25 protein-coding genes are annotated in these 25204 nt (G+C 64.8%); 13 read left to right on the top strand and 12 right to left on the bottom strand.

The window, feature by feature from the left end; translation table 11 throughout:
• The first annotated feature begins 5 nt into the window (after positions 1–5).
• From P3T42_RS16175 to hutC (P3T42_RS16155), 5 genes are all read left to right on the top strand, one after another.
• Positions 6–830 carry a transporter substrate-binding domain-containing protein gene (locus P3T42_RS16175; protein ID WP_429306599.1) on the top strand — a complete coding sequence of 275 codons (825 nt, stop codon included), beginning with the start codon at positions 6–8 and terminating at the stop codon, positions 828–830.
• An 87-nt stretch (positions 831–917) separates the two neighbouring features.
• A complete protein-coding gene (locus P3T42_RS16170; RefSeq protein WP_074295779.1) occupies positions 918–1568 on the top strand; it encodes an amino acid ABC transporter permease in 651 nt (216 codons plus the stop codon).
• Between the two features lie 10 nt (positions 1569–1578).
• Positions 1579–2241, top strand: coding sequence for an amino acid ABC transporter permease (locus P3T42_RS16165; protein ID WP_074295780.1), 663 nt, complete (start codon positions 1579–1581; stop codon positions 2239–2241).
• A 19-nt stretch (positions 2242–2260) separates the two neighbouring features.
• Positions 2261–3136: an amino acid ABC transporter ATP-binding protein gene (locus P3T42_RS16160; protein WP_429306598.1), complete on the top strand. Its 876-nt coding sequence runs from the start codon at positions 2261–2263 to the stop codon at positions 3134–3136.
• Positions 3133–3855 (top strand): histidine utilization repressor, encoded by a 723-nt coding sequence (hutC, locus tag P3T42_RS16155; RefSeq protein ID WP_074295782.1) that lies wholly within the window; start codon positions 3133–3135, stop codon positions 3853–3855. The genes P3T42_RS16160 and hutC (P3T42_RS16155) overlap by 4 nt, the downstream gene beginning before the upstream one ends.
• 26 nt (positions 3856–3881) lie before the next feature.
• Here hutC (P3T42_RS16155) and hutC (P3T42_RS16150) read toward each other — a convergent pair whose 3' ends face one another.
• The 8 genes from hutC (P3T42_RS16150) to P3T42_RS16115 form a co-directional block, all read right to left on the bottom strand.
• On the bottom strand, positions 3882–4640 hold the full coding sequence (gene hutC / locus P3T42_RS16150; RefSeq protein ID WP_074295783.1) for a histidine utilization repressor: 759 nt from the start codon (positions 4638–4640) through the stop codon (positions 3882–3884).
• 88 nt (positions 4641–4728) lie between these two features.
• Positions 4729–6354, bottom strand: coding sequence for an aromatic amino acid ammonia-lyase (locus P3T42_RS16145; RefSeq protein ID WP_429306597.1), 1626 nt, complete (start codon positions 6352–6354; stop codon positions 4729–4731).
• 11 nt (positions 6355–6365) lie between these two features.
• Positions 6366–7157: an ABC transporter ATP-binding protein gene (locus P3T42_RS16140; protein ID WP_074297371.1), complete on the bottom strand. Its 792-nt coding sequence runs from the start codon at positions 7155–7157 to the stop codon at positions 6366–6368.
• 25 nt (positions 7158–7182) lie between these two features.
• Positions 7183–7935, bottom strand: coding sequence for an ABC transporter permease (locus tag P3T42_RS16135; protein WP_429306596.1), 753 nt, complete (start codon positions 7933–7935; stop codon positions 7183–7185).
• A gap of 15 nt (positions 7936–7950) precedes the next feature.
• Entirely contained in the window at positions 7951–8673 is a 723-nt protein-coding gene (locus tag P3T42_RS16130; RefSeq protein ID WP_074295786.1) for an ABC transporter permease, read from the bottom strand.
• A gap of 101 nt (positions 8674–8774) precedes the next feature.
• Positions 8775–9635 (bottom strand): transporter substrate-binding domain-containing protein, encoded by an 861-nt coding sequence (locus P3T42_RS16125; protein ID WP_074295787.1) that lies wholly within the window; start codon positions 9633–9635, stop codon positions 8775–8777.
• A 374-nt stretch (positions 9636–10009) separates the two neighbouring features.
• Complete coding sequence (locus P3T42_RS16120) at positions 10010–10687, bottom strand: methyltransferase family protein (RefSeq protein WP_074295788.1); 678 nt, start codon at positions 10685–10687, stop codon at positions 10010–10012.
• A 184-nt stretch (positions 10688–10871) separates the two neighbouring features.
• Complete coding sequence (locus P3T42_RS16115; RefSeq protein WP_429306595.1) at positions 10872–11696, bottom strand: arylamine N-acetyltransferase family protein; 825 nt, start codon at positions 11694–11696, stop codon at positions 10872–10874.
• A 532-nt stretch (positions 11697–12228) separates the two neighbouring features.
• Between P3T42_RS16115 and P3T42_RS16110 the strand changes: the two genes are divergently transcribed.
• From P3T42_RS16110 to P3T42_RS16085, 6 genes are all read left to right on the top strand, one after another.
• The gene (locus P3T42_RS16110; protein WP_429306594.1) at positions 12229–13755 is read left to right on the top strand and encodes a carbohydrate porin; all 1527 of its coding nucleotides are present in this window, start codon (positions 12229–12231) and stop codon (positions 13753–13755) included.
• Positions 13756–13833: 78 nt separating this feature from the next.
• Positions 13834–14985 (top strand): hypothetical protein, encoded by a 1152-nt coding sequence (locus tag P3T42_RS16105; protein WP_074295791.1) that lies wholly within the window; start codon positions 13834–13836, stop codon positions 14983–14985.
• 2 nt (positions 14986–14987) lie between these two features.
• A complete protein-coding gene (gene efeB / locus P3T42_RS16100) occupies positions 14988–16283 on the top strand; it encodes an iron uptake transporter deferrochelatase/peroxidase subunit (protein ID WP_429306593.1) in 1296 nt (431 codons plus the stop codon).
• 72 nt (positions 16284–16355) lie between these two features.
• Complete coding sequence (locus P3T42_RS16095; protein WP_074295793.1) at positions 16356–17387, top strand: iron ABC transporter substrate-binding protein; 1032 nt, start codon at positions 16356–16358, stop codon at positions 17385–17387.
• On the top strand, positions 17388–18992 hold the full coding sequence (locus P3T42_RS16090; protein WP_429306592.1) for an ABC transporter permease: 1605 nt from the start codon (positions 17388–17390) through the stop codon (positions 18990–18992). It begins immediately after the preceding gene.
• A 37-nt stretch (positions 18993–19029) separates the two neighbouring features.
• Positions 19030–20088 (top strand): ABC transporter ATP-binding protein, encoded by a 1059-nt coding sequence (locus tag P3T42_RS16085; protein WP_074295795.1) that lies wholly within the window; start codon positions 19030–19032, stop codon positions 20086–20088.
• Here the strand turns inward: P3T42_RS16085 and P3T42_RS16080 are convergent.
• Positions 20073–21008 carry a LysR substrate-binding domain-containing protein gene (locus tag P3T42_RS16080; protein WP_074295796.1) on the bottom strand — a complete coding sequence of 312 codons (936 nt, stop codon included), beginning with the start codon at positions 21006–21008 and terminating at the stop codon, positions 20073–20075. The genes P3T42_RS16085 and P3T42_RS16080 overlap by 16 nt on opposite strands.
• A 101-nt stretch (positions 21009–21109) precedes the next feature.
• On the opposite strand from P3T42_RS16080, the gene P3T42_RS16075 reads away from it, so the two are divergent.
• On the top strand, positions 21110–22033 hold the full coding sequence (locus P3T42_RS16075) for a DMT family transporter (RefSeq protein WP_429306591.1): 924 nt from the start codon (positions 21110–21112) through the stop codon (positions 22031–22033).
• A 44-nt stretch (positions 22034–22077) separates the two neighbouring features.
• Here P3T42_RS16075 and P3T42_RS16070 read toward each other — a convergent pair whose 3' ends face one another.
• From P3T42_RS16070 to P3T42_RS16060, 3 genes are all read right to left on the bottom strand, one after another.
• Complete coding sequence (locus tag P3T42_RS16070; RefSeq protein WP_083640345.1) at positions 22078–22383, bottom strand: Txe/YoeB family addiction module toxin; 306 nt, start codon at positions 22381–22383, stop codon at positions 22078–22080.
• A complete protein-coding gene (locus P3T42_RS16065; protein WP_074295799.1) occupies positions 22337–22633 on the bottom strand; it encodes a type II toxin-antitoxin system Phd/YefM family antitoxin in 297 nt (98 codons plus the stop codon). Before P3T42_RS16065 ends, P3T42_RS16070 begins: the two co-directional genes overlap by 47 nt.
• A 292-nt stretch (positions 22634–22925) precedes the next feature.
• Positions 22926–24224 carry an MFS transporter gene (locus P3T42_RS16060; RefSeq protein ID WP_074295800.1) on the bottom strand — a complete coding sequence of 433 codons (1299 nt, stop codon included), beginning with the start codon at positions 24222–24224 and terminating at the stop codon, positions 22926–22928.
• Between the two features lie 196 nt (positions 24225–24420).
• Here P3T42_RS16060 and P3T42_RS16055 point away from each other — a divergent pair, with 196 nt between their 5' ends.
• Positions 24421–25200, top strand: a complete 780-nt coding sequence (locus P3T42_RS16055; protein WP_074295801.1) for a GntR family transcriptional regulator — start codon at positions 24421–24423, stop codon at positions 25198–25200.
• The last annotated feature ends 4 nt before the right edge of the window (positions 25201–25204 follow it).

Raw genomic sequence — 25204 nt, 5'->3', positions numbered from 1 at the left:
TTCTCATGAGCATCCTTGCAGGCTGGAAGTGTCGTTTCATGGTGTTAGCGTTGTGCGCCGCGAGTGCCGCCGCGCACGCGGATCAACTGGCCAAGGTCAAGGCGGCGGGCGAACTCGTCGTCGGTACGGAAATGCAGTTCGCGCCTTTCGACTTCCTCGAGAACGGTCAGCAAGCCGGTTTCAACAAGGACCTGTTTGCCGAGGTCGGCAAGGAACTAGGCGTGAAGGTCCGCTTTATCGACCTGCCCTGGCCCAGCGTGCTGCCCGGTCTCGAAGCCGGCAAGTTCGACATGGTCGGCGGTCCGCTGACGGTGACGAAGGCGCGCATGGAGCGCTACGCGTACACGTTGCCGATCGCGGACGCCACCGACGCGCTGCTCAAACGCGCAAGCGATACGTCGCTCAAGCAATCCTCGGATATCTCCGGCAAGACGGTCGGTGCGGGCAAGGGCTCGGCACAGCTCGACCAGTTGAAGACCTACATCGCGACGCTGCCGAAGCCGCCTGAAGTCCGCGAATATGTCGACAACAATCAGGCCTACGCCGACCTCGCCGCCGGCCGGATTGCCGCCGTCGCCAACTCGATGACGAACATCGCCTATGTGGCGAAACAGCGCCCCGAGACCTTCGCCGTGGTGCAGCCGCCGTTCGGCGCCAAGGTGTATTTCGCCTACTGCATGCGCAAGGACCCGGACAGCAAGTCGCTCGACGACGCGTTCAACGCCGCGCTCGTCAAGATGCACGACGACGGGCGGCTCGCGGCCTTGCAGAAGAAGTGGTTCGGCGTCGCAATGGACTCGCCGACCACCATGCCCACGCCGAACTACTGATCTACTGATGCCTTGAAGCGGACGCTGCCGGCTGTATGGTCTTAGGCAGGCAGCGCCTGCTGGTCTGCTCTAGCGGGTGCCCGACACATGTTCAGCATGCCTGTCTTTCTTCAGGGTTTGCCGCTGCTGCTGCACGCGGCCATCGCCACGGTCGGCATTTCGCTCACCGGGCTCGTGATCGGCTTCTTCGTCGCGATCGGCGTCTGTTCGGCGCGGCTGTCGGCGCATCGCGCGGCGCGCATGTTCGGCGGCGCGTATGTGTTCTTCTTTCGCGGCGTGCCGATGCTCGTGCAATTGCTGCTGGTGTACTACCTGCTGCCCTTCGTCGGCATCAACGTGTCGCCGCTCGTTGCGGCGATCAGCGCCGTGTCGCTCTGCTCCGCTTCGTACATCGCCGAAATTTTGCGGGGCGGCTTCCTGAGCATTCCGCCGGGGCAGATCGAAGCCGCGCGCATGCTCGGCATGTCGCCGCTCGACATGCTGCGGCGCATTCAGGTGCCGCAGGCCTTCCGACTGACCTTGCCGTCGCTTGTCAACGAGATGGTGTTGCTGATCAAGGCCTCGTCGCTGATTTCGGTGGTCGGCGTCGCCGAGTTGACCCGCACCGCGCAGAACATCGCCGCCAGCACCTATCGTCCGCTTGAGGCATATCTCGCCGCGGGGCTGATCTACTTCGTCATCTGCGGGACGCTCGCGCTGGTCGCGCATGGCGCCGAACACCGCTTGCAGCAAGCCTGAGAGCCAAGCCATGCAGCAATTCGACCCTACCGTCATCACGCACAACCTGCAGCCGATCGCAGCGGGCCTCGCGACGACCGTCGGCACGTGGGCCGCGGGCGTCGCCATCGGCATCCTGATCGGCTTTCTGATTGCCGTGCTGCAACTCTTCTGCGGACGCTGGGTGCGCGGGTTCTTGCGCTTCTATATCGAACTGTTCCGCGGCACGCCGTTTCTGGTGCAACTCTTTCTGCTCTACTACGGCGGTCCGTCCATCGGCCTCACACTCGAACCGATGACCGCCGGTGTCCTCGGTCTCGGCCTGTACGGCAGCGCGTATTTTGCCGAGGCGTTCCGCTCGGGCTTCCAGTCGGTGCCGCCCGGCCATCTCGAAGCAGCGTCGTGCCTCGGCCTGTCGCGCTGGCAAGCGGTGCTGCGTATTCAGGTGCCGCAGATGCTGGTGCTGATCGTCCCGGCGCTCACCAATCTGATCATCGTGCTCAGCAAGGAGACTGCCGTGCTGTCGATCGTCACCGTGCCTGAACTGACCTTCGTTCTGACCGGCATCGGCTCGGCCACCTTCGCTTTCGTCGAAACCTTGCTCGCGCTCTGCGTGTGTTACCTCGCGCTCGTCGAACTCACCTCGCGTGCCGGCATGTGGGCGGAAGCCCGCATTGCGCGGTTCATGGCATGAACGAACTCCGGATTGATCGATGAATGCCCTTGCCGATATGCCCACCTCCGAACCCACCGCCACCACGACCGCCGCACAAGCCAGCCGCTCGCCGCTGATCGAAGTACGCGACCTGCGCAAGCGCTTCGGCGAAGTCGACGTGCTGCGCGGCATCGATCTGGAGATCGCCAGATCCGAAGTGGTTTGCATCATCGGCCCGTCGGGGTCCGGCAAGAGCACCTTGCTGCGCTGTCTCGCCGCGCTCGAAACCTACGATCAGGGCGATGTGCGGATCGAAGGCGAACTGCTCGGCTACACCGAGCGCAACGGCAAACGCATGCGGGCCTCGCAAGGCGAGATCAACCGCGTGCGGCGCAACGTCGGCATGGTGTTCCAGCAGTTCAACCTGTGGCCGCATATGACGGCACTCGGCAATGTGATGGAAGCGCTTCTGCGCGTGCGCCATCTGCCGCGCGACGACGCACGGCGCCGCGCCCATGCGATGCTGGAGACCGTGGGGCTCGCGCACAAGGCGGACGCGTATCCGGCCAAGCTCTCCGGCGGCCAGCAGCAACGCGTGGCGATTGCGCGAGCGCTGGCCATGGAACCGCACATCATGCTGTTCGACGAACCCACCTCGGCGCTCGATCCCGAACTGGTCGGCGAGGTGCTGCAGGTGATGAAGCAACTCGCCCGCGACGGCATGACCATGGCGGTCGTCACGCACGAAATGGGCTTTGCCGCGCAGGTTGCGGACAAGGTGGTGTTTATCGATCAAGGCCGCATTGCGGTGGCAGGCAAGCCGCGCGAAGTCTTTCACGATGCCGGGCAGCCGCGCCTGCGCCAGTTCCTGCAGAATTACTTCGACCGCAACGCCTTCTGGACGCAAGGCGCCGATGAGCCGGGTTCGCCATGAACACCGCGCGCTACGAACAGGTCAAGAGCCACATCCGCCGCACCATCGACTCGGGCGCGCGGCAGCCGGGCGACCGCATCCCGTCGGAACTGGACCTTGTCGCAGCGTTAGGCGTGTCGCGCATGACCGTCAACCGTGCCTTGCGCGAACTCGCCGAGGAAGGGCTCGTCACGCGCGTCTCGGGTGTGGGCACCTTCGTGGCGGAGGCGAAACCGCAATCCACCTTGCTGATGATCGCCCACATCGGCGACGAGATCCGCTCGCGCGGTCATGAGTACAGCTACGCAACGCTGCTCAAGCAACGGGAGACCGCACCGGTTCTGGTGTCGAACGCATTGGGCCTGGCGCCGGGCACCTCGGTGTTTCACGTGATCTGTGTCCACCGCGAAAACGGCCTGCCTGTGCAACTCGAAGACCGTTACGTCAATCCAGCCACGGCGCCGGAATTCTTGCTGCAGGACTTCGCGGCGATCCGGCCGTCCGAGTATCTCTACAACGTCGTGCCCGTGCACGACGTCGAACATGTCGTCGACGCGGGCCTGCCTACTCGCGACGAAGCCGGGTTACTCGAAATCCGCGCAGAGGAGCCGTGCCTGACGCTGGTGCGGCGCACATGGACGAGCGGCGTGGCGGTGACGTTCGCCCGCTTCGTGCATCCGGGTTCGCGCTACCGGCTGGGCTGCCGGTTCGCGCCGGACCTCTCGCAGCGCCAGGGCTGAGCAGAGCCGCTGGCGCGGCGCCCGTATCAGACGTTGCCCGCCAGATGAAAGCGCGAGGCCGGATGCCACAGTTGCACCGACGTCGCCACCGCTTCGCCGACCCACGTGCGGCGCCACAACAGCAGGCACGGCTCGCCAATCTCCATCAGCAGGTGCCGGCGTACATGCGCGTCGGGCTTTTGCGCGTAGATGCGAAACTCGGCGCGCTGGATCGGCGCGAGCCGCACCATGTAGTGATTCGGCGTTTCGAGCGTGAAGTCCTGCCGCAGATACTCGGGGAACACCTTGGGATTGACGTAGCGGTCTTCGTACTGGATCGGCTCGCCCTCTTCGCTATGCACGATGCGCGAATGAAACGCGGGGCCGGCGGACAGGCCGAGCGCATCGAGCGCCTGTGCATCGTCGCTCGGTTCGAGCGCCAGCACGTGCGCCATGTGCCGATGGCCGCGCGCGGCGATCTCGTCGGCGATGTTGCGAATCTCGAGAACCGTCGATTCATAGCGCTGCGGCGCGACGAAAGTGCCCGAGCCCTGCACGCGCGTCAACACGCGTTCGGCGGTCAGCTCGCGCAGCGCGCGCGACACCGTCATGCGCGCCACGCCGAATTCCTTGACCAGTTCGGTTTCCGATGGAATCAGGCCGCCCGGCTTCCAGTCGCCTTCCGAGATCCGCTTCACGACATAGCGCTTGATCTGCTCGTAGGCCGGCGTGGCTTTGACAGGCGCCTCGCTGGCATTGCCCGGGCGGAGCTGGGTGGTGTCGGATGGCGCGTTATTTAGAGTCATATTCACGTCGACCTCGTGGGTGGTACGCAATACGCCAATGCGCCGGCAGGTAGGCCGGCCACACCGGCTCGTGGGGCGCTCGCCCCGTTCATGCCGCCGATTGCAGATCGCGCCCGGCGGCGTCAGGCAAATGGGCAGCCGTTGGGTTCGCTTCGCCGGCCGTTGCATAACCGGTGTGCCCGACTACGCCGGCGGCGGCTGGCCGCATCTTACCCGGGTTCGGCAGCGGCGGCGGCTCGGTGTCCGCAATCATACGGAACGCGAGCGCCATGTCCTCGGCGAGCGGCCGGTCGTCGCGATACGTCGGCACGAGACTGCGCACGCCGCGCCAGAGCGAATCGGTGTACGGTGCGCGCGCTGCATCGAGCGTCTGCAGATCATAGGCCTGGGATGCCGCGAGCAATTCGATTGCCACGATGCGTCCGGCGTTGTCGACGATTTCCAGCGCCTTGAGCGCCGCCGGCGTCGCGTGACACAGATGGTCTTCCTGCAGGCCGGAGGTGATGCCGCCGTCCAGACTCGCGGGCATCGCGAGGCGGCGGTTTTGCGCGACGAGCGAGGCCGCGGTGTACTGCGCAATCATGAAGCCCGAACAGGTGCCGCCCGGCTCGGCGAGAAACGCCGGCAGGCCGCTGACGAGCGGATTGACGAGGCGGTCGAGGCGGCGCTCGGCCATCGCCGCCACCTGGGCAATCGCCGTGGCGAGGCTGTCCATCGCCAGCGCGATCGAGGCGCCCACCGCATGCGCCTGCGAATAGACGCGCGGCGCTTCGGGCGTACCGGCGACGATCGGATTGTCGGTGATCGACGCCAGTTCGCGATTGACGACTTCCGCCGTCGCGCTCAGCACGTCGCGCGCCGCGCCGTGCACGTGCGGGATGGTCCGCATGCTCAGCGGGTCTTGCGTACGACGGCCCACCGCCGCGGCCAGGATGCCGCTCTCGGCAAGCGCGCCGCGCATTCTTTCGCCCACCACGTTCAGTCCCGGCGAGATCCGCAACGCCAGCGATTCGGCGTCGAACGCCGCCAGTTGGCCGCGCAGGTTCTCGAAGCTCATGGCCGCCACCGCGTCGGTCCAGTCGAGCAACCGCGCGGCGCGCGCCAGCGCCAGCGCCGCGAGTCCCGTCACGCACGGCGTGCCGTTGACGAGGCTAAGGCCCTCCTTGGCATCGAGCACCAGCGGCTCGAGCCCGAGCCGCTGCAGGGCCTCGCGGCCGCTCAAGCGCTCGCCGCGATAGCGCGCATGGCCCTCGCCGATGCACACCAGCGCGATATGCGCCATATGGCTCAGATAGCCGACCGAGCCGAACGCCGGCACTTCGGGCAGACAATCGGCATCGAGCAGCGCCACCAGCTGCTCGGCGACCGCGAGCCGGATGCCCGAATGCCCGTGGGCGAAATTGTTGAGCGCCGCGGCCATGATGGCGCGCGTTTCGGCGACGCCGAGCGGCGTGCCGACGCCCACCGCATGGCTCATCAGGATATTGCGCGACAGCGTGCGCTGCTCGGACGGCGACACGATCACATCGCACAAGGCGCCCACGCCGGTATTCACGCCATAGGCGCGAATACCGCGCTCGACGATCTGTTCGACGAGGACATGCGCCGCCGCAATGCGCGCCCGCGCATCGGCGGAAAGCTCGAGCGGCTCGCCTGCGGCCACGGCCGCAACCTGACGCCAGTCGAGAGGACGATCGGAACGAATGACAGCCATGATGACGATACTCAGTTCGCAGTACGGTGGTGGTGGCTCGAGACGAATTGCTTGAAACGCTCGGACTTGAGTTCGCCGAACACCTCGTCGGGCGTACCGTCCGCTTCGACCTCGCCTTGATGCAGGAACATCACGCGGTTCGACACATGGCGCGCAAAGCCCATTTCGTGCGTGACGACCAGCATGGTGCGGCCTTCTTCCGCCAGCGAGCGCATCACGCGCAAGACTTCGCCGACCAGTTCCGGGTCGAGCGCCGAAGTCGGCTCGTCGAACAGCATGACCTTCGGATGCATCGCCAGCGCCCGCGCAATCGCCACGCGCTGCTGCTGGCCGCCCGACAGATGCGCCGGATAGTGGCCGCGCTTTTCCGCGAGACCGACCTTGGCGAGCAGCGCTTCGGCTTCTTCGACGGCCTCGGCGCGGCTGCGTTTTTGCACGCGCATCGGACCTTCGATCAGGTTCTCGAGCACCGTCATATGCGACCACAGGTTGAAGTTCTGAAACACCATGCCGAGTTGCGAGCGGATGCGGTCCACCTGGCGGCGGTCGCTCGGCTGCATCTTGCCGTCGCCGCGGCGCTTCATCTTGAGTTCTTCGCCGGCCAGCGCGACCGAACCGTCATCGGGCGTTTCCAGCAGGTTCAGGCAGCGCAGGAAAGTGCTCTTGCCCGAACCGCTCGCGCCGAGGATCGAGATCACGTCGCCCTGGTGCGCGTCGAGCGAGATGCCCTTGAGGACGTGGTGGTCGCCGAACGACTTGTGAATGTTCTTGACCGACAATGCAACGGGTGCCGTAGCGTTCATGTGATTCTCCGGAATGAGCGGCCGTTCAGTGCGCGGCACGACGTGCTTCGGTGGTGGCGGAAACCGGGCGCGAGGCGACCTGGACCGGCGCCGCGCGCAGATGACGCGACAGGCGCACTTCGAGCAGGCCCAACAGGCGCACGATCACGAAATTGAGGAACAGGTAGATCAACGCGGCGCAGATAAAAACTTCAGTTGTCCGATAGGTTTGCTGGATGATCTGCTGCGCGACGCCGGTCACTTCCCACACGGTGACGAGACTCGCGAGCGCAGTCGACTTCACCAGCAACACCGCTTCAGTGGAATACGCGGGCAGGCACTGGCGCAGCGCAATCGGTCCGATCACGCGGCGCAGCAACGCGAAGCCGGACAGGCCGATGGCGTAGCCCGCTTCGATCTGTCCAACCGGCACGGCCATCAGGCCGCCGCGGATGATCTCGGCGGTATAGCCGGCCGTACACAAGGCGAGCGAGAGCACCGCGCACATATACGGTTCGCGCAGCACCGGCCACAGGAAACTCTCGCGTATCACGCCGAACTGGCCGAGTCCGTAGTAGACGAGAAACATCTGGATCAGCAGCGGCGAGCCGCGAAACACGAGGATATAGGCGCGTGCGAAGCGGTTCGGCAGCCAGTGCGGCGAGACCCGCATCGTGACGATCACGAGCGACAGCAGACCGCCCAGGATCAGCGACGAGAAGAACAGGCCGAGTGTGGTCGGCACGGCGCCGAGCAACTGGCGCAGCGTGTCGAACAGGAAATCGAAGTCGATATGCATGATGGCGCGGCCTCGTCAGTTGCGGGCGAAATTGCGGCGGAAGGACCGGCCTACGCGGGCTTCCGCGTGGTTGAAGACCCGGTTCGAGATGCTCGTCATCACCAGGTACAAGCCGCCGCCCACGACGAAGAACGTGAAATATTGATGAGTCGAACCCGCGGCAACCTGGCTCACGCGCAGCAGTTCGGCGAGGCCCGTGACCGAGATCAGCGCGGAATCCTTGAGGCTCAATTGCCAGACATTGCCGATGCCCGGCAACGCGAAGCGCAGCACCTGCGGGATCAGAATGCGGCGCGCCATGGTCAGCGTGGGCATGCCGATGGAACGGGCCGCTTCCAGCTCGCCGCGCGACACCGCCAGCACCGCCGCGCGGTACACCTCGGCCTGATACGCGCCGGAGATCATCCCCACCGCGAGCGCGCCGATCACGAAGGGCGGCACGCCGACGAAGCCGTCGGCGCCGAACCACTGGCCGATCGTCGTCACCAGCGTCGAACCGCCGAAATAGAAAAGATAGATGACGAGCAGTTCGGGCACGCCGCGAAACACGGTCGTGTAGAAGTCGCCGACGATGCGCAGCGTGCGAAAGCGCGACAGCTTCGCCGCCGCCACCAGTGCGCCGAACACCGCGCCGACGGCGAGCGCCGCGAGCGTCAGCGCGACGGTCATCAAGGCCGCCAGCAGCACGACGCCGCCCCAGCCATCCGGCCCGAAGCCGAGCATCCCGATCAGAGCCATACCCTACCCCTCGTCCAATCCGTTGAATCGATCAGGCGGCACGCGCGAGCGTTGCCGCGCGTGCTGGACCACCTGCTGGTACCGCTTGACTCAGTTACCGCTCAGGGCGTGACGTCCGTCTTGAACCACTTCACGGAGAGCTTCTTCACCGTGCCGTCTGCAAGCGCCGCGGCAATCGCGGTGTCGAACTTCGCCCTCAGGTCGGCGTCCTGCTGGCGGAACGCGAGGCCTTCACCCGGACCCCAGATCGGGCCACCGATCTTCGGTCCGGCCATCACGATCGAAGCGGTCTCTTTCTTGTCCGTGTTGGCGGCGTAGTAGGTCACGTCGTCGAAGGAAGCGTCGATACGGCCGTTCGCCAGATCGAGGTCACGCTCCGGCGAGGTCTTGTAGACGCGGATCGTGGCGACGTCCTTGAAGCCGTCGTTGATGAACTTGGTATAGACCGTGCCCGACTGGATACCGATGGTCTTGCCCTTCAACTCCTTACGCAACGAGTCGACGGTCGGCTGGTCGGTCTTCGGATCGCCGGTCAGCTTGAGGACGGCGCTGGTCGGACCGGCCTTCGGCAGGATCTTGGTGTCGGTCACGGCGAAGGTGGCCGGCGTAGCCGCATAAGGACGCGAGAAGGCGATGATCTTTTCGCGCTCCGGCGTGATCGAAATGGCGTCCATCAGCACGTCGAACTTGCCGGCTTGCAGACCCGGGATCATGCCGTCCCAATCCTGGGCGACGAGGTTGCACTGCAACTGGATGCGCGCACACAGGTTCGCCACCAGTTCCGGTTCGAAGCCGCCCAGCTTGCCGCCCGGCAGCGTCAGATTCCACGGTGCATAGCCGCCTTCCAGCGCGATGGTCACCGTTTTCCATTCTTTCGCCTGCACAGGGGCCGCGAGAATAGTCGCTGCGCCGAGGACGGCGCCAATCAATGCTTTAGCCAACGTAGTGCGCTTTACCTTCACGTCGAAACTCCTTTGATTGAGGGAACACCATCCAGCTAGTCGAGCGACTGATTCACTCGCCTAAATTGACTAGACAAGTCTGCATGAGTAAAAAAATCGTCGCAAGCACAATTGTGAGATTTCACCGAAATCCTCGGGTAAGCCCTATAAATAAAGGCCCATGGCGCGATTCAGAGGCGAAAGGAGATTGAAAAATACTGCGCCACGCACGCTGCTTTGGTGCATTTTGTCTAGACAGGTTCACTCAACGACGCACGATGCATCGCCCTGGTGCAAGGGTGCACAGGGGTGGATCGAGACGCCCGGCCTGGGTCTGGGGACGTGAGGATTGAGAACTTTAAGACGTTCGAGAGATGACGCCCGCCACCCGCCCGCTACCAAATATACGGCACGAACCGATAGCGCACGCGAGCGGCATACGCGGCATAGCCTTCGAGTTGTTCGGCGAGCATGCGCTCCTCCCGCACCGCGCGATAGCCGATGCCGGCCACCAGCAACGGCACGCAGGCGAGCCCCCACCAGGAACCCAGCAGCAACGGCGTGCCGACGAGAAACGGCAGCGCGGACGCGTACATGGGATGCCTGACGTAGGCGTACGGTCCTGTGTCGCTGACCGTGTGGCCGCGTTCGGACTGGATCTTGACGACCGGCGCCGCGAAGCTGTTGGCGCGGAACACCGAGCGGCACGCGTAGATGCACACGAACATGCCGAGCGCGCCGAGCCCATTCAGCCAGCCCGGCATGGACGACCAATGAAAACGGCCGGCGTCGAGTCCCATCAGGATCAACCAGCCAATCCAGACGACACCCACATAAGCCATGAAGATCTGGTCCCAGCGGCTCTGTTGCGGCTGCACGATGGGTTTCAGCCGTTCGGTGAGCAGCGCCGGATCATGCCGCGCGAGCCACAGGCCTAACCACAGGCCGAGCACCGCCCATTCGAGCAGAAACCACCAGGCCGCGACCCAGTGCAGCGTGCCGGCGGCACCGAACAGCAGGGCCGCCATGAAGGCAAACCAGAGCGCCAATTGAAGCAGCAGGTTTTTGACCATCGCATCAGGCTCCGCAGTTTGGGTTCTTCATTGGCCCTTCTGATTGCCCCGGGGTTGCCCCTTGGTTGGCCTTCATTGGCCTTCATTGGCCTTCATTGGCCTTCATTGGCCTTCATTGGCCTTCATTGGCCTTCATTGGCCTTCATTGGCCTTCATCGGTCTTCGTCGAGTCTTCGTGGCCGCGTCAGTGCGGCTCCCGGATGCGCTCGAACAGGCGCGGCACGTCGAACTCGCCGACCGGCAAGCCAAACCGTTCGCCGAGGCATGCCGCGAGGTCGGCGGCCGTTCCGATCACCTGTTCACTGACCACCTGGCCGTCAGCGGCGCGCTCCGTCAAACGGTCGTTGCGCAGCGCGAGGCGCCCATGCGGCAAGACCCGGCAGACAATCAGGTTGCTCACGAAGAGCGACGCCGGCCAGGTGGAGGTGTACCAGTTCGACACCTCATAGTCGATCCACTCGGCGCGCTGCTGCTCGAAGCGGTAGGCCTTCATCCAGCCGTCGCCCGACTGCACTTCCAGGTCGAGCGCGCCATGCGACGCATCCGCGAGGCGAAACGCTTCGAGCGGCGTGGCTTGCGGCATGCCCGCCTCGAGACGCAAGGGCGCGGTCAGCGTCGCGCTGCCGAACCCGACGTCTGCGAGCCAGGGCGTGTCGTCGATATCGACGCGCAGCAGCATATGGGTGCGAGCCGTGACGGCGTCCGCCTCACGCCCCCACAACACCCGCGCGATCAGAGGCGTCACGCGAAAGCCCAGTTGCATCAGCGCATGGGCGAACACCCGGTTCTGCTCGAAGCAATAACCGCCCCGCCGGCGCTCGAGCAGCTTGTTGACGACGGCCGGCAATTCCAGCGAGACCGTGCGGCCGCTCAGCGGGTCGAGATTTTCGAAGGGGATCGCGAGCGGATGCAGGCGGTGCAGTTCGCGTAGCACGGCGAGCGTCGCCGTGCGCGGACCCTCGTAGCCGATGCGGGAAAAATACAGGTCGAGGTCGAGTGCATTTGACATGAGTGTGGGTCCTGGGAACGACGGTAGCGACTATATCAAGCGCACCTGCGCCGGCGACCAACGAAAGCAAACAATGTGTCGATTCATGGACAGATCTCCTGACAACAAGCTTTCGTTGCATTCGGGCACTTCAACAGCGCATCCCGGCGCCGCTTCGATGCATCTGTCACACGAGCTTTCGCGCGAAGGACCAGCGCGCTGTCCACCCTCCCGGACAAGCTCACCGCTCGCGCATCAGCACCGATAGGCGTCGCAAAACAGGCCTTCAATTCCATACCATTTAATTACGTTTAAATTACTTTTAAATAACAAAAAGTCAAATAAAAGCCAGCAACCGTAAAAATATCAATTACACCCCAGTAATATTGTTGCGAATCGTTCTCATTTGTATTGACGCACCTATTGGGCATGCGTACGATCTCGACATTGCTGCCTGAGGCGTCGCGAACCGCAGCAGCAATGCGCGGGATGCCGGCTATCGTCACCCAAAGCAGATAGCCGGAACAGTCGATACAACACAATAAGGATTTCGATGAAGTTCGCCCAGTCCAAACGACGCGCGTCAGACGCGCGTCCATCCAGGAATGCTACACCGCGCGGTCGCGCCGCACGCAAGCCAGGTCTGCCCTCGATTCGCAGCGTGGCGCTTTACACAGCATTCGCCTGGGCCTCGCTGACGGCGGCCACCGCGATGGCCGAGACCAATCCCGACGCCGCGCCGAACGACGCGCCCGAGGCCGACCTGAGCATTCAGGCGCGGCCCACCGGCCAATGGACCGGCGTGTGGAACCGCGGCAACCTGCTCGGCGACATCGGCGGCCTGCGTCCGTGGCTCGGCAAGTACGGCGTGACGTTCGGCCTGACCGAGACCAGCGAATACCTTTACAACGCGCGCGGCGGCCTGAACACGGGCGGCACCTATGACGGCCTGACGACGGCCACGGTCCAGGTGGATACGAAGAAGGCATTCGGCCTGCCGGGCGGTCTCTTCAACGTCAGCGCGCTGAACATCCACGGCCAGAATCTGAGCGCCGACAATCTCGGCACGCTGAATACCGCGAGCGGGATCGAGGCGCAGGATACGACCCGTCTGTGGGAGCTGTGGTACCAGCAGTCCTTCCTGAACAACAAGATGGACGTCAAGGTCGGTCAGCAGAGTATCGATCAGGAGTTCATCGGCAGCCAGAGCGCCGGCCTGTTCGTCAATACGATGTTCGGCTGGCCCGCGCTGCCGTCTTACGACATGCCGTCGGGCGGCCCGGCCTACCCGCTCGCCGACCTCGGCGTGCGCGTGCGCGGCCAGATCACGCCGACCTTGACCGCCCTCGCAGGCGTGTTCGACGGCGACCCGCTCGGCAACAATCCGAACAACATCAGCGGCACGAATTTCAACCTGCACACCAGCGCGCTGTATATCGGCGAACTGCAGTACGCGTTGAACCAGCCGGGCGACGGCGAGATGGTCGGCGCCGGCAACACCGGCCTGCCCGGCAGCTACAAGCTCGGCTTCTGGTACAACACCGGCAGCTTCGCCGACGAGTACTACGACAACACCGGCGTGTCGCTGGCGAACCCGAATTCGACGGGCGTCGCTGCGCAGCATCGCGGCGACTACAGTTTCTATGCCGTGGCAGACCAGATGGTGTGGCGTCCGGATCCGGACGAGCCGCGCAGCATCAATGTGTTCGCCCGGGTGATGGGCGCACCAGGCGACCGCAACCTCGTCGACTTCTCCGCCAACCTCGGCGTAGTGATGAAGGCGCCGTTCGCCGGACGCGACAACGACACCGTGGGCCTCGCACTGACCTACATCAAGGTCAGCAATAGCGTGGAGAACCTCGATCTCGACAATCGGGCCTTCCTGAACAGTCCCTACGGCGTGCGCACGCAGGAAACCACCCTGGAAGCGACCTATCAGTTTCAGGTCAACCCGTGGTGGCAGATCCAGGCCGACGCGCAATACACGTTCAATGCCGGCGCCGGACAGAACCCGAGCGACCCGACTCAGGCGCTGCGCAACACTCTTGTTGTCGGCGTGCGAACCAACATCACGTTCTGACCGCTTTCATAACCTGGACACCATGCTTTCGATCATGACCGCATTCAACGCTTTGTGCGCAGGCACGGAGGCTCAATCATGAATTACCCCAAGCGCAAGTCTTTGCCGCGCGCTACGCGGGCACTGATGGCAGCAGCGGCGGGCGCCGCCGCGCTGCTCGCGGCCGGCACCGCGTACGCCGATCCGCAAGGCTTCCTCGAGACGGTGCACAAGCACACCACGCTCATCAATACGGTGCCCGACAACGGCGACCAGAACCCGTATGCGCTGGTCGTCGCACCGGTTTCGGCCGGCACGGTGAAGAAAGACGACGTGCTCGTCGACAACTTCAACAACTCGACCAACCTGCAAGGCACCGGCTCCACGATCGTGGATTACCACCCGGATACCAAGCAGATGTCGGTGTTCGCCGTGATTCCGCGCGATCTGAAGGAATGCCCGGGCGGCGTCGGTCTGTCGACCGCCATGACCATGCTGAAGTCGGGCTGGGTGATCGTCGGCAGCACGCCGAGCAACGACGGCACCACCGGCACCAAGGGCGCCGGCTGCCTGATCGTGCTGGATCCGCAAGGCAAGGTGGTCTCGACCATCAACAGCCCGAACATCAACGACCCGTGGGGCAACATGGCGGTCGTCGACAACGGCAATAGCGCCACGCTGTTCGTCAGCAACGCCGGCTTCGGCGTCGGTTCGGCGGCGGGCGATCCGCCGGTGTTCAAGCAAGCCACCGTGCTGCGCCTCGATCTCGACATTCCGGACGGCAAGCCGCCGGTCGTGAAGCAGGAAATGGTCGTGGGCAGCGGCTTTGGCGCGCAGGCCGACAAGGGCGTGTTCCTCGTCGGGCCGACCGGCCTCGCCCTGTCGCCGGATCAGAAACTCCTGTATGTTTCGGACGCAATCGGCAACCGCGTCAACGTGATCGAAGATCCGATGACGCGCGACACCAGCGCCGGTGTGGGCCGCCAGCTCACCGCCGACGGCCTGCTGCACCGGCCGCTGGCGATGGTCACGGCGCCCAACGGCCACCTGCTGGTGACCAACGCGCTGAATGGCCAGGTCGTCGAGATCGACCCGGCGAGCGGCAAGCAGATCTACGCACGCTGGATCGATACCGACAAGGCGCAGTCGCCTCCGGGTAACGGCGACCTGTTCGGCATCGTCATGACGCCGGCGGGCGACGGTTTTTACTACGTGCAGGACGACGTGAACACTTTGGTACTCGCGAAGTAATCATGGCAAACGATACACATCCCCCCAAGCGGCCTGCCCGGCGCGGCTTTCTGAAGGCGGGAGGGGCGGCGGTCGCAGCAGGCGCGAGCCTGTCCGCGACCAGCGTCGCCCACGCCGCACTCGGCAAGCCGCAAGCGCACACCGACGATCCCTACCTCGCCGTCGAACCGTTCTTCGGCGAGCATCAGGGCGGCATCGTCACGCCGCAGCAAGCGCATATCTACGTGGCCGCGCTCGATCTCACGACGACCAAACGCGAAGACGTGATCGCCCTGCTGCGCACCTGGACCGACGCCGCCGCGCGCATGACCCAGGGCCTGCCCGCAGGCGCGCTGCCCGGCGCCGACGGCAAAGCCGCGCCGGATTCCGGCGACGTGCTGGGCCTCGGCGCGGCCGGCCTGACGGTGACCTTCGGCTTCGGCCCAGGTCTGTTCACCTCGGACGGCAAGGACCGCTACGGCATCGCCAGCAAGCGCCCGGCGGCGCTCGTCGATCTGCCGCGCTTTAACGGCGACCAGTTGCTGCCGGAAAAAACCGGCGGCGACCTGTTCATCCAGGCCTGTGCGAACGACGCGCAAGTGGCTTTCCATGCGGTGCGCCAACTGGCGCGCCAGAGCTACGGCATTGCGACGATGCGCTGGGGCCAGGCCGGCTTCGTGTCGGGTCCGCGCGGGCAAACGCCGCGCAATCTGATGGGCTTCAAGGACGGCACCAACAACCCGTCGACGAAAAAACCCGAGCTGATGAACCAGTTCGTCTGGGCGAACGGCGCGGACGCACCGTGGATGCAGGGCGGCTCGTACGGCGTCGTGCGCCGCATCCGCATCACGCTCGAACACTGGGACATGACGGAAGAGGATTTCCAGGAACAGGTGTTCGGCCGTCACAAGTACAGCGGTGCGCCGATCGGCAAGAAGAACGAATTCGACCCGCTCGATCTCGACGCGCAGGACAAGGACGGCAATCCGGTGATTCCGGAAAACTCGCATGTCCGGCTGTCGAACCAGGCGACCAATAACGGCGCGCAGATTCTGCGCCGCTCGTATTCGTACAACGACAGCTCGAATTTCTACATCGAGCGCTGGCCGCCATGGCGCCAGGAAACCGAGTACGACACGGGGCTGATTTTCATTGCGTACCAGGGCGACCCGCGTACCGGCTTTATCCCCATCAACGAGAAGCTCTCGAAGTTCGACATGATGAACCAGTTCACGACGCACGTCGGCAGCGCGGTGTTTGCCTGCCCGCCGGGCGCCAAACCGGGTTCGTACATCGGCGCGGGGCTGTTCGAAACGTAAGGCGCGAACGCCGCCCACGCGGCTCGCCGCGCGTGAAACAGATCGATACCATCACAAAAGGAATTTTGAATCATGACTCATTCCTGGCTTGGCAACCGTGTTCGCGCAATCAGCGGCGCGGCGGCCCTTCTGCTGGCGACGCTGGGTGCTGCACCGCTCGCCGCCCATGCTGCATCGATCACGCTGTATAGCGCGCAGCACGAGCAGGTCGTCAACATGCTCGCGAAGGACTTCCAGAGCCAAACCGGCATCTCGGTGAAGATCCGCACCGGCGAAGGCCCGGCACTGGCCGCGCAGCTCGTCGCGGAAGGCGCCGCCTCCCCCGCCGACGTCTACTTCACGGAAAACTCGCCGGAACTGATGCTGCTCGAAGAAAAGGGTCTGCTCGGCAAGGTGGATGCCGCGACGCTGTCGGCCGTCCCGACGCGTTTCGATTCGCCGACCGGCGCATGGGTCGGCGTCACCGCACGTGAAAACGTGCTGGCCTACAACACGGCCAAGGTCAAGCCGGACCAGTTGCCGCAATCGCTGTTCGATCTGGCCAAGCCGCAATGGAAAGGCAAGGTCGGCATTGCGCCGAGCGACGGCGACTTCCTGCCGCTCGTGAGCGCCGTGATCGCCCTGAAGGGCGAAGCGCAAACGCTCGAGTGGCTGAAGGGCCTGAAGGCCAACTCGCAGATCTTCGACGACGACGAAGGTGTGGTGGCCGCAGTGAACCGCGGTGCAGTCGCAACCGGCATCATCAACAACTACTACTGGGCGCGTCTGAATGCCGAAATCGGCGACAAGGCCACCCGTAGCGCGCTCTATCACTTCAGCAACGGCGATGCCGGCGCACTCGTGAACGTGTCGGGCGCGGCGGTGCTGAAGTCGGCGCACAACGAAGACGGCGCGCAGAAATTCCTCGCCTATCTGGTCAGCGAACGTGCCCAGACGCTGCTGGCGAAGAGCCACGTCGACTTCGAGTACCCGCTGCACAGCGGCGTCGCACCGGATCCGATCCTCAAGCCGTTCACCGAACTGAGCCCGCCGACGCTGACAGTGCAGCAACTCGGTGACGACAGCCAGGCCGGCAAACTCCTGCGCCAGGCCGGACTGCTGTAAATGAGCGATGCCGTGTCAGCCGCCCCGCCGGCTGTTGCCTCTGAACCGGCGCGCGGCCGCAAGCGCGCGCCGCGTGGTTTGTTCGCAGCTGCCGCGCTGAGCGCATTGCTGGTGTTGCTGCCGCTCGCCTTTACCGTCTGGCGGGCGGCCAGTTTTGGTTTTGCCGAAGCGGCCGAGCTGGTGTTCCGGCCGCTGGTCGGCGAACTGCTGGTCAATACGCTGATGATCACGGTGTCGGCCACGCTCGCCGCGGCCGTGCTGGGTACGGCCGCCGCGTGGTTCGTCGAACGCACCCGCCTGCCCGGGCGCCGCTTCTGGGCCGTGGCGATGGCTGCGCCGCTCGCCATGCCGCCGTTCATCACGAGCTATGCGTGGGTGTCGTTCAGTCTGGATCTGCAGGACTTCAACGGCGCCTTGCTGGTCATTACCTCCGCCTATTTTCCGCTGGTCTATTTGCCGGTCGCGGCCGCGCTGCGCAGCATGGACCCGGCACTGGAAGAAAGCGCCCGCTCGCTTGGCTGCGGCCGCTGGAGCACTTTTTCCCGCGTGATCCTGCCGCAACTGCGCCCTGCTTTGCTGGGCGGCATGCTGCTGGTCGCGCTCGGCGTGATGTCCGAATTCGGCGCGTTCACCCTGCTGCGTTTTCGCACCTTCACGACCGAAATCTACGCCGAATACCGCACCAGCTTCGACGGCCCGGGCGCCTCGCTGCTGGCTTGCCTATTGATCGTGATGTGCCTCGTGGTGCTCGCGTTCGAATTCCGCGTGCGCGGCGCGGCGCGTTATGAACGTGTGGATCGCGGCGCGCGCCGCGCCGTGCTGCGCTATGACCTGGGCGTGTGGCGCTGGCTGGTGGTCGCAGGCTTCGCCGCGCTGACCCTCGCCACGCTCGGCGTGCCGCTCGGCATGATCGGCTACTGGCTGACGCAGCCGGGCGCGGCCGCCGTCACGCCGGCCGACGTCTCGCCCGAACTGCTGTTCAATGCGACGCTTTCCTCGCTCGGTTTCGGACTCGGCGCCGCCGTCCTGACCACGCTGCTGATCGTGCCGCTGGCGTTTCTGCTGGTGCGTTATCCGGGGCGCCTCGCCACCCTGTTCGAACGCACCGTGTTTCTCGCGCAAGGTATCCCCGGCCTCGTGATTGCGCTCGCCGTCGTCTCGCTCGCGGTGCATTCGCTGCAGCCGCTTTACCAGAGCACCACGCTGCTGATCATCACGTACGCGATCCTGTTCCTGCCGCTTGCGCTGGTAAGCGTGCGCGCCGCGCTGATGCAGGCGCAGCCGCGTCTTGAAGAAACCGCGCGTGCGCTTGGGCTGGGCTGGCGGCAGACTTTGGTGCGCGTGCTGTTGCCGCTCGCTGGACCAGGTCTGGGCGCGGCGGCGTCGATGGTGTTCATCTCCGTGGTCACCGAACTCAACGCGACGCTCCTGCTCTCGCCCATCGGCACCCAGACGCTCGCCACGCAGGTCTGGTCCGACACCTCGACCATGGCGTTTGCCGCCGCCGCGCCCTACGCGGCGCTGCTCACGGGCATTTCGCTGTGCGCCTCCGGCCTGCTGTTCGCGCTGCTCGGCCGCTCGGCGCTGCTCGGCGAACGCAGCTAAGACTGCGTCGCACTCCCGCTATCCCCATCGGATTCTCATGAGCGAACTTCGTATCTGCGGCCTGCAAAAATCGTTCGACGGCAACCCGGTGCTGCACGGCATCGATCTGTCCGTCGAGCGCGGCACGCTGCTCGCCCTGCTCGGTCCGTCCGGCAGCGGCAAAACCACGCTGCTGCGCGTGCTGTGCGGCTTCGAACGCGCGGACCGCGGCACGGTGGAAATCGACGGCCGGCGCGTCGCCGGCGATGCGCTGCACGTGCCGTCGGAACAACGCCGCATTGGTTATGTGCCGCAGGAAGGCGCGCTGTTTCCGCATCTGTCGGTAGCGGACAACATCGTCTTCGGTCTGCCGCGCGCGCAACGGCGGGCGCGCCATCGCGTCGCCGAACTGCTCGAACTGGTCGGCTTGCCGGCTTCGTTCGCCGAGCGCGCGCCGCAGCAGCTTTCCGGCGGCCAGCAGCAACGGGTAGCGTTGGCACGCGCGCTGGCGCCCTCGCCCACGTTGGTGATGCTCGACGAGCCGTTCTCCTCGCTCGACGCCGCGCTGCGCCTCGAAACCCGTCAGGCCGTGGCCAGCGCGCTGGCGGCAGCCGGCGCCACCGCCGTGCTGGTGACGCACGATCAATCGGAAGCGCTTTCGCTCGGTCATGAGGTCGCGGTACTGTGGCACGGCAAGCTGATCCAGACCGCGACGCCGGAAATCATCTACCGGCGCCCGGTGACGCGCGAGCTTGCGTCGTTCATCGGCGAGGCGGTGTTGCTGCAAGGCGTCGCCGCACGCGACCGGGTGACCTGCGAACTCGGCGAACTGACGCTGGCGGCGCCGGCGAAAGACGGCGCCGTCGACGTGATGGTGCGCCCCGAGCAGATCCGTCTGTGGCGCGCCGACGAAACTACGCCGGACGGCACGGCTTCGTTCGATGCCATTGTTCAGGACGTGATCTTCCAGGGACAGGACGCGGCTGTCGGCCTGCAGTTGCAGTCGGCGGCGCGCACGGTGGTACGCGCCCGCGTGCCCGGCTACCGGACGCCGCAGCCGGGTGAGCGCGTGCGGCTCGCCATCGACGGCGACGTCACGGCCTACGCGCGCGCCTGAACGTCGGACGCGCGTTCGTCGCGCGGCGCCGCGGACGCGGCAGCCGCCGAAGCGCGCGGCTGCGCCCGCACCGACAAATCCTGAATCATCTGGGCTGCCAGGTAATCGCAGGTCGGCCGGTCCGATTTGGCGCTGCGCGCCACCACGATCTCCAGCGACTCGATCTTCGGCAAACCCTGCGCGGCACCGAGGATGGCGAGACGCGACGGCACGCTGCAACGGGTCAGCGCGATCACCGCCAAACCCGCATCGACGGTCGCCACGAGTCCGAGCAGACTGGCGCTGCTATAGGCGGCACGGTAGCGGATCCGCGCCGAGTCCAGCGCCGCAAGCGTGTGGGTGCGGGCCACGCAGCCCGGCTCGTATAAGCCCACCGGCAAGGGCGACGCCGCCAGCACCGGCGTATCCTCCGACGCCCCCACCCACACCATCGGCTCGCTGCGCACATATTCGCCGCGCAGCTTGCGGTCGCGGGTAACGAACGCGAGGTCGATCTTGTTGTCCGCCAGCATCGGCGCGAGCGCCGTGCTTTGTGCGCAGACAATCTCGATCTCGACGTGCGGGTACAGGTTCGAAAAACGCCGGAGCACCGGCGACAGCAACGACGACACGTAGTCGTCCGGCGCGCCCAGCACGACCCTCCCCGTGACCTCGGGCCGCACGATTGCCGACCACGCTTCCTCATGCAGATCGATCACGCGCCGCGCGTACTCGAGCAGCGTGCTGCCAGGCCGCGTCAGCGCCAGATTGCGGGTATCGCGGGCAAACAACGTGGTGCCGAGCATGCCTTCGAGCCGCTTGATCTGCATGCTGACCGCCGCCTGCGAGCGGTGCACCGTCGCCGCGGCTTTCGTGAAACTGCCCGCCTCGACCACGGCGACGAAGGTGCGCAGCAGATCGACGTCGAATTCAGGGTGCATGATTTATAAGCCCAGCTTATCGAATTTCTCAATTTTATTCGTTTGTTGCGTGACGGCAAGTCCCCGATACTCGACCTGGTTATCGTCACGGAGCGTTTTGCATGTCACTCACCTCACGTCAACAGGGCGCCATCACCCTTGCCAGCGGCGGTTTGCTGATGGGGACGATCGGCATCTTCGTCGAGGAAGCGCGGCTCGACGCCATGACGATGGTGTTCTTTCGCTGCCTGTTCGGCTTTCTGGCGCTGGCCGGTTATTGCGCGTGGAAGGGTTTCTTCCGGGCGCAGCGCTTCACCCTGCGCATGGTGTTGCTCGCGGTACTGTCGGGCCTGCTGATGGTGACCCAGTGGGTGTGGTTTTTCGACGCGATTCATCGCACCAGCATCGCGGTCGCGACCGTGGTGTTTCACGTGCAGCCCTTCTGGGTGGTGCTGATGGGCGCGGCGCTGTTCAATGAACGCCTTGGCGGCGACCGGCTCGGCTGGATCGCGACGGCGTTTGTCGGACTCGTGCTCGCCTCAGGCGTGGCCACGAGCGAAAACCTGCAGGGACACGCCAGTTATCTGTTTGGCGTAGGCGAGGCGCTGGCGGGCTCGGTGCTCTATGCGAGCGTGACGCTGATCGCCAAGAGTCTCGGCCAGTTGCGCCCGCATCTGCTGACGCTCGCGCAGTGCCTGGTCGGCGTGGTTTGTCTGGCGTTTATCGCGCCGCTGCATTCGGTGGCGCATATTGGGCCGGCGCAGTGGTTCTGGCTGGTCGGCATGGGGGTGCTGCATACGGGGCTTTCGTATGTGCTGATCTACGGCGCGCTGCCCAAGCTGACTACGCCGATCATCGCGGTGCTGCTGTTTGTTTATCCGCTGACGGCGATCGTTGTGGATGCGCTTGTTTATGGACGGGCGTTGTCCGCGCCGCAACTGGCCGGTATGGCGTTGATCGTGACGGCGAGTCTCGGTGTCAATCTTGGGTGGCCGCTGGTGTCCATTCTGCGGCGTGGTGCGCGGGTCAGGCATCCGGTGGATTGAGCATCGCCGGGGCGATGCCGGGCGTGGTGGCGCCCGGCGTCGCTTCAGTCGTCGTAGTGAAACCGGCAAGCGGCGACGTAGATCAGTCCGTCCTGAGGAAGATAGACAAGACGATCGGCATGCGTCACTCGACGCGACCAGAAACCCGTCAGGTTGCCTACCAGGGGTTCCGGTTTACCGGACCCCTTGAAAGGGTCACGCCGGCATTCTTCCAGCAATTCGTTGACCTTCCGCAAAACCTTGGCGTCGATCCTTTGCCAATGCAAATAGTCATCCCAAGCTTCATCCGTGAAGACAAAAACGCTATCGGACCTCACGGTCTCCTTGTTGCGGGCTTTCTGTTTGCTCATCTGTCAGCAGTTTGCGCGGCGTACCCTTGCGTGCATTGATCTGGGCAACAGAACGTACAAGCCGTTCGGCATTCTTCGGAGAACTCAACAGATACAGCGTTTCCTGCATGGCGCTGAAGTCCTCGAGCGAAACCATCACCACATGTTCGCCGCCTTGCCGGGTAATCAGCATAGGCGTGTGGTCGCGGCATACGTCGTCCATTGCTTGCTTAAAGCTTGCACGGGCCTCGCTGTAAGTAAGGGTGTTCATGGCTTATCCGGCCCGGAGGCTTACCTTCGGCCGCTCCTGATAAAAAAGTTAGCGGTATTTAGCGTAGCGAACCAAGCCGACCCCAGAAGGGGGCAAGTCCACCGACCCAACATGAGTTGGACGTTCACGGCTCTGAAATCAATTGTACAGAAACCGGTACAAGATCTCAAGTGTGCGATCAGGATGCCAAACACCGCCTAACCAGAACGAAGCATGCCGCGTATCGCGCCCAGATACCACCTGGCCAATCGGCCAACCCGCGGCGCACAAGGATGTGCGCCGCGTCCCCTCTTCACTGCGGCAACACCTCCCCCTTCGTCTCCGGCGCAAATGGAATGATGAAGAGCCCGACGACGAACGCGAGCGCAGTCAACGCGACCGGGATGCCGAGCGTATGCATATGCAGCACCGCCGCGCCCAGCAGGAAGTTGACGCCCGCCCCCACAAAGCGCCCGAACGAGGTGCAGAACGCAAACGCCGTCGCCCGCACGCGGGTTTCGAACTGCTCCGGCAGCCAGAGGCTGAACAGCGCAAAATTGCCGCCGAAGAACCCCAGCACGCACAGCCACGCGATAAACGGCACCAGCCCGTTCGGCATATAAAACGACCAGCCGAAGCTGCCGGCAATCGCCACTGCCATGCCCGCGAAATAGATCGCCAGGGTCTTCTTACGTCCGATCCGTTCGGCTAGCGGCGGCAGGGCGAGACAGCCCAGAACCGTCGAAATGGATAGCAAGCCGGTGGCGATCGACGCCGTGCGAATCGCGTCCGCCTTGCCCATCCCGGCGCGCGTCGCGAGCTGGATCACCGCCGACGGCTCATACACCGCCCCCGCCCACAGCCCGATAATCGCAATCGTCAGCAAGGCGCACGCAACCCAGGTGCGACGCCGGTACACAGGCCCGAGAATCTCGCGCAACGGCCGGCTGCGCACGGCGTTCGGCTCCGCCTTCTGCCACTTTTCCGGCTCCTTCACGCGCAGCAGGATCAGAATCGCGACAAACACCGGCACGGCGCCGGTCAGGAACATCGCCCGCCAGCCGTAGTGAACCCCGATCGTGTAATTGAGCGCGGCGGCCAGAAAGAAGCCGGCGTAGTAGCCGGTTTGCAGATAGCCCGCCCCCATCTTGCGACGATCCTCAGGCCAGGCCTCCGCCACATAGGTGCCCGCCAGCGCCCATTCGCCGCCAATCCCCACGCCCGCGATAAAACGGAAGATAGCCAGCTCCCAGACATTCTGCGAGAGCGCCGAAAGCCCCGTAAAAATTGCAAAAGTGAAGATCGTGCCGGCCAGCACCTTGGTGCGGCCAAAGCGGTCCGCGAGCGGCCCCCAGATGAACGACAGCCCCCAGCCGACCAGAAACAGCGCAAACAGGATCGACCCGGCGAGCCCGACGTTGGCAGGTGTCGCCGCGTAACCCGAACGCGGCAGCAGTTCAGTGAGCGCGGGCGTGAGAACCAGTGCGTAGATGAACGAATCCATCCCGTCCAGCGTCCAGCCCGCCCATGCGCCCCAGAAACCGGCTATCTGCGAGCGGTTAAGTGGCGTGCGATGCCGCGCGACACGCGCGCGGTCCGAGATTGTATTCATCGTGCTCCTCCGGCCCTACGGTTGGATTGCCTATTGCCTATTCTTAACAGCGGGTTAGCGTGCGTGCGGCTGGTACAGCAGGCCTTCCTCAGAAGGCCCAAACCCCTCCTGACCTCGGTGCCCAGGTTCCGCTTGCCGCCTGAGCCCCGGATCTCCCCCTTGCAAACGCGCCATTTCATATATAATATTTGAAATTATGAACGACGCAACCGATGGTTTTCCCCTGGACAGCGCACCGCGCGTCCCTTTTCTGCCTGTAACGGTCACGCCGCGGGCCAGCACCTCACGTGTGATTGCAGACGCACTGCGCACGGCGATCGTCGAAGGCACGCTGGCGCCCGGCGCCCCGCTGCGGCAGGACGCGATTGCCCGTCACTTCTCGGTCAGCGCAATTCCCGTGCGCGAGGCGTTGCGGCAACTGGAAAGCGAAGGCTGGGCGAAGGTCGCCGTGCACAAGGGTGCGACGGTCGCGCCGCTGTCGGCGGAGGAAGCCCGCGAGATCTACGAAATTCGCTCGGCGCTGGAGAGTCTTGCCATTGGCCTCGCCATTCCCCGGCACACCGCCGCGACGCTGCGCGAGGCGGAAACGCTGTGCCGCGCCGCCGAGGCCGAGCTGGACCCGGCGCTCTACGTCGCGCGCAACGAGGCGTTTCATATGAGCCTGTATGCGCCTGCCGCCCGGTCTCAGCTCGAAGAGATGATCACCACGCTGCATCGCCGCGGCGAACGCTATTTGCGCCTCAAATTCGGACTGCCCGTGTACAAGGACGAGTCCGATCGCGAACACACGGCCATTCTCGACGCGGTGCGCCGCGGCGACATCGAGGCCGCCCGCTCGCTGGTCGCCGCGCATCTGCTCGGCACCGGCGAGCTGCTTTATCGTTTTCTGACCGAACGCGCGCAGGCCGAAGCCGCGCAAGCCAACGGCCGCAAGCCGCGCGCGAAACGCGCGCGCCCCGCCCCTACCGAGAGCTGAATCC

It is taken from the genome of Paraburkholderia sp. GAS38 (assembly GCF_050434965.1).
GTDB lineage: Bacteria > Pseudomonadota > Gammaproteobacteria > Burkholderiales > Burkholderiaceae > Paraburkholderia > Paraburkholderia phenazinium_A.
The sequence above is the reverse complement of the archived record's forward strand: the minus strand, read 5'-3'. Positions and strand labels throughout refer to the sequence as shown.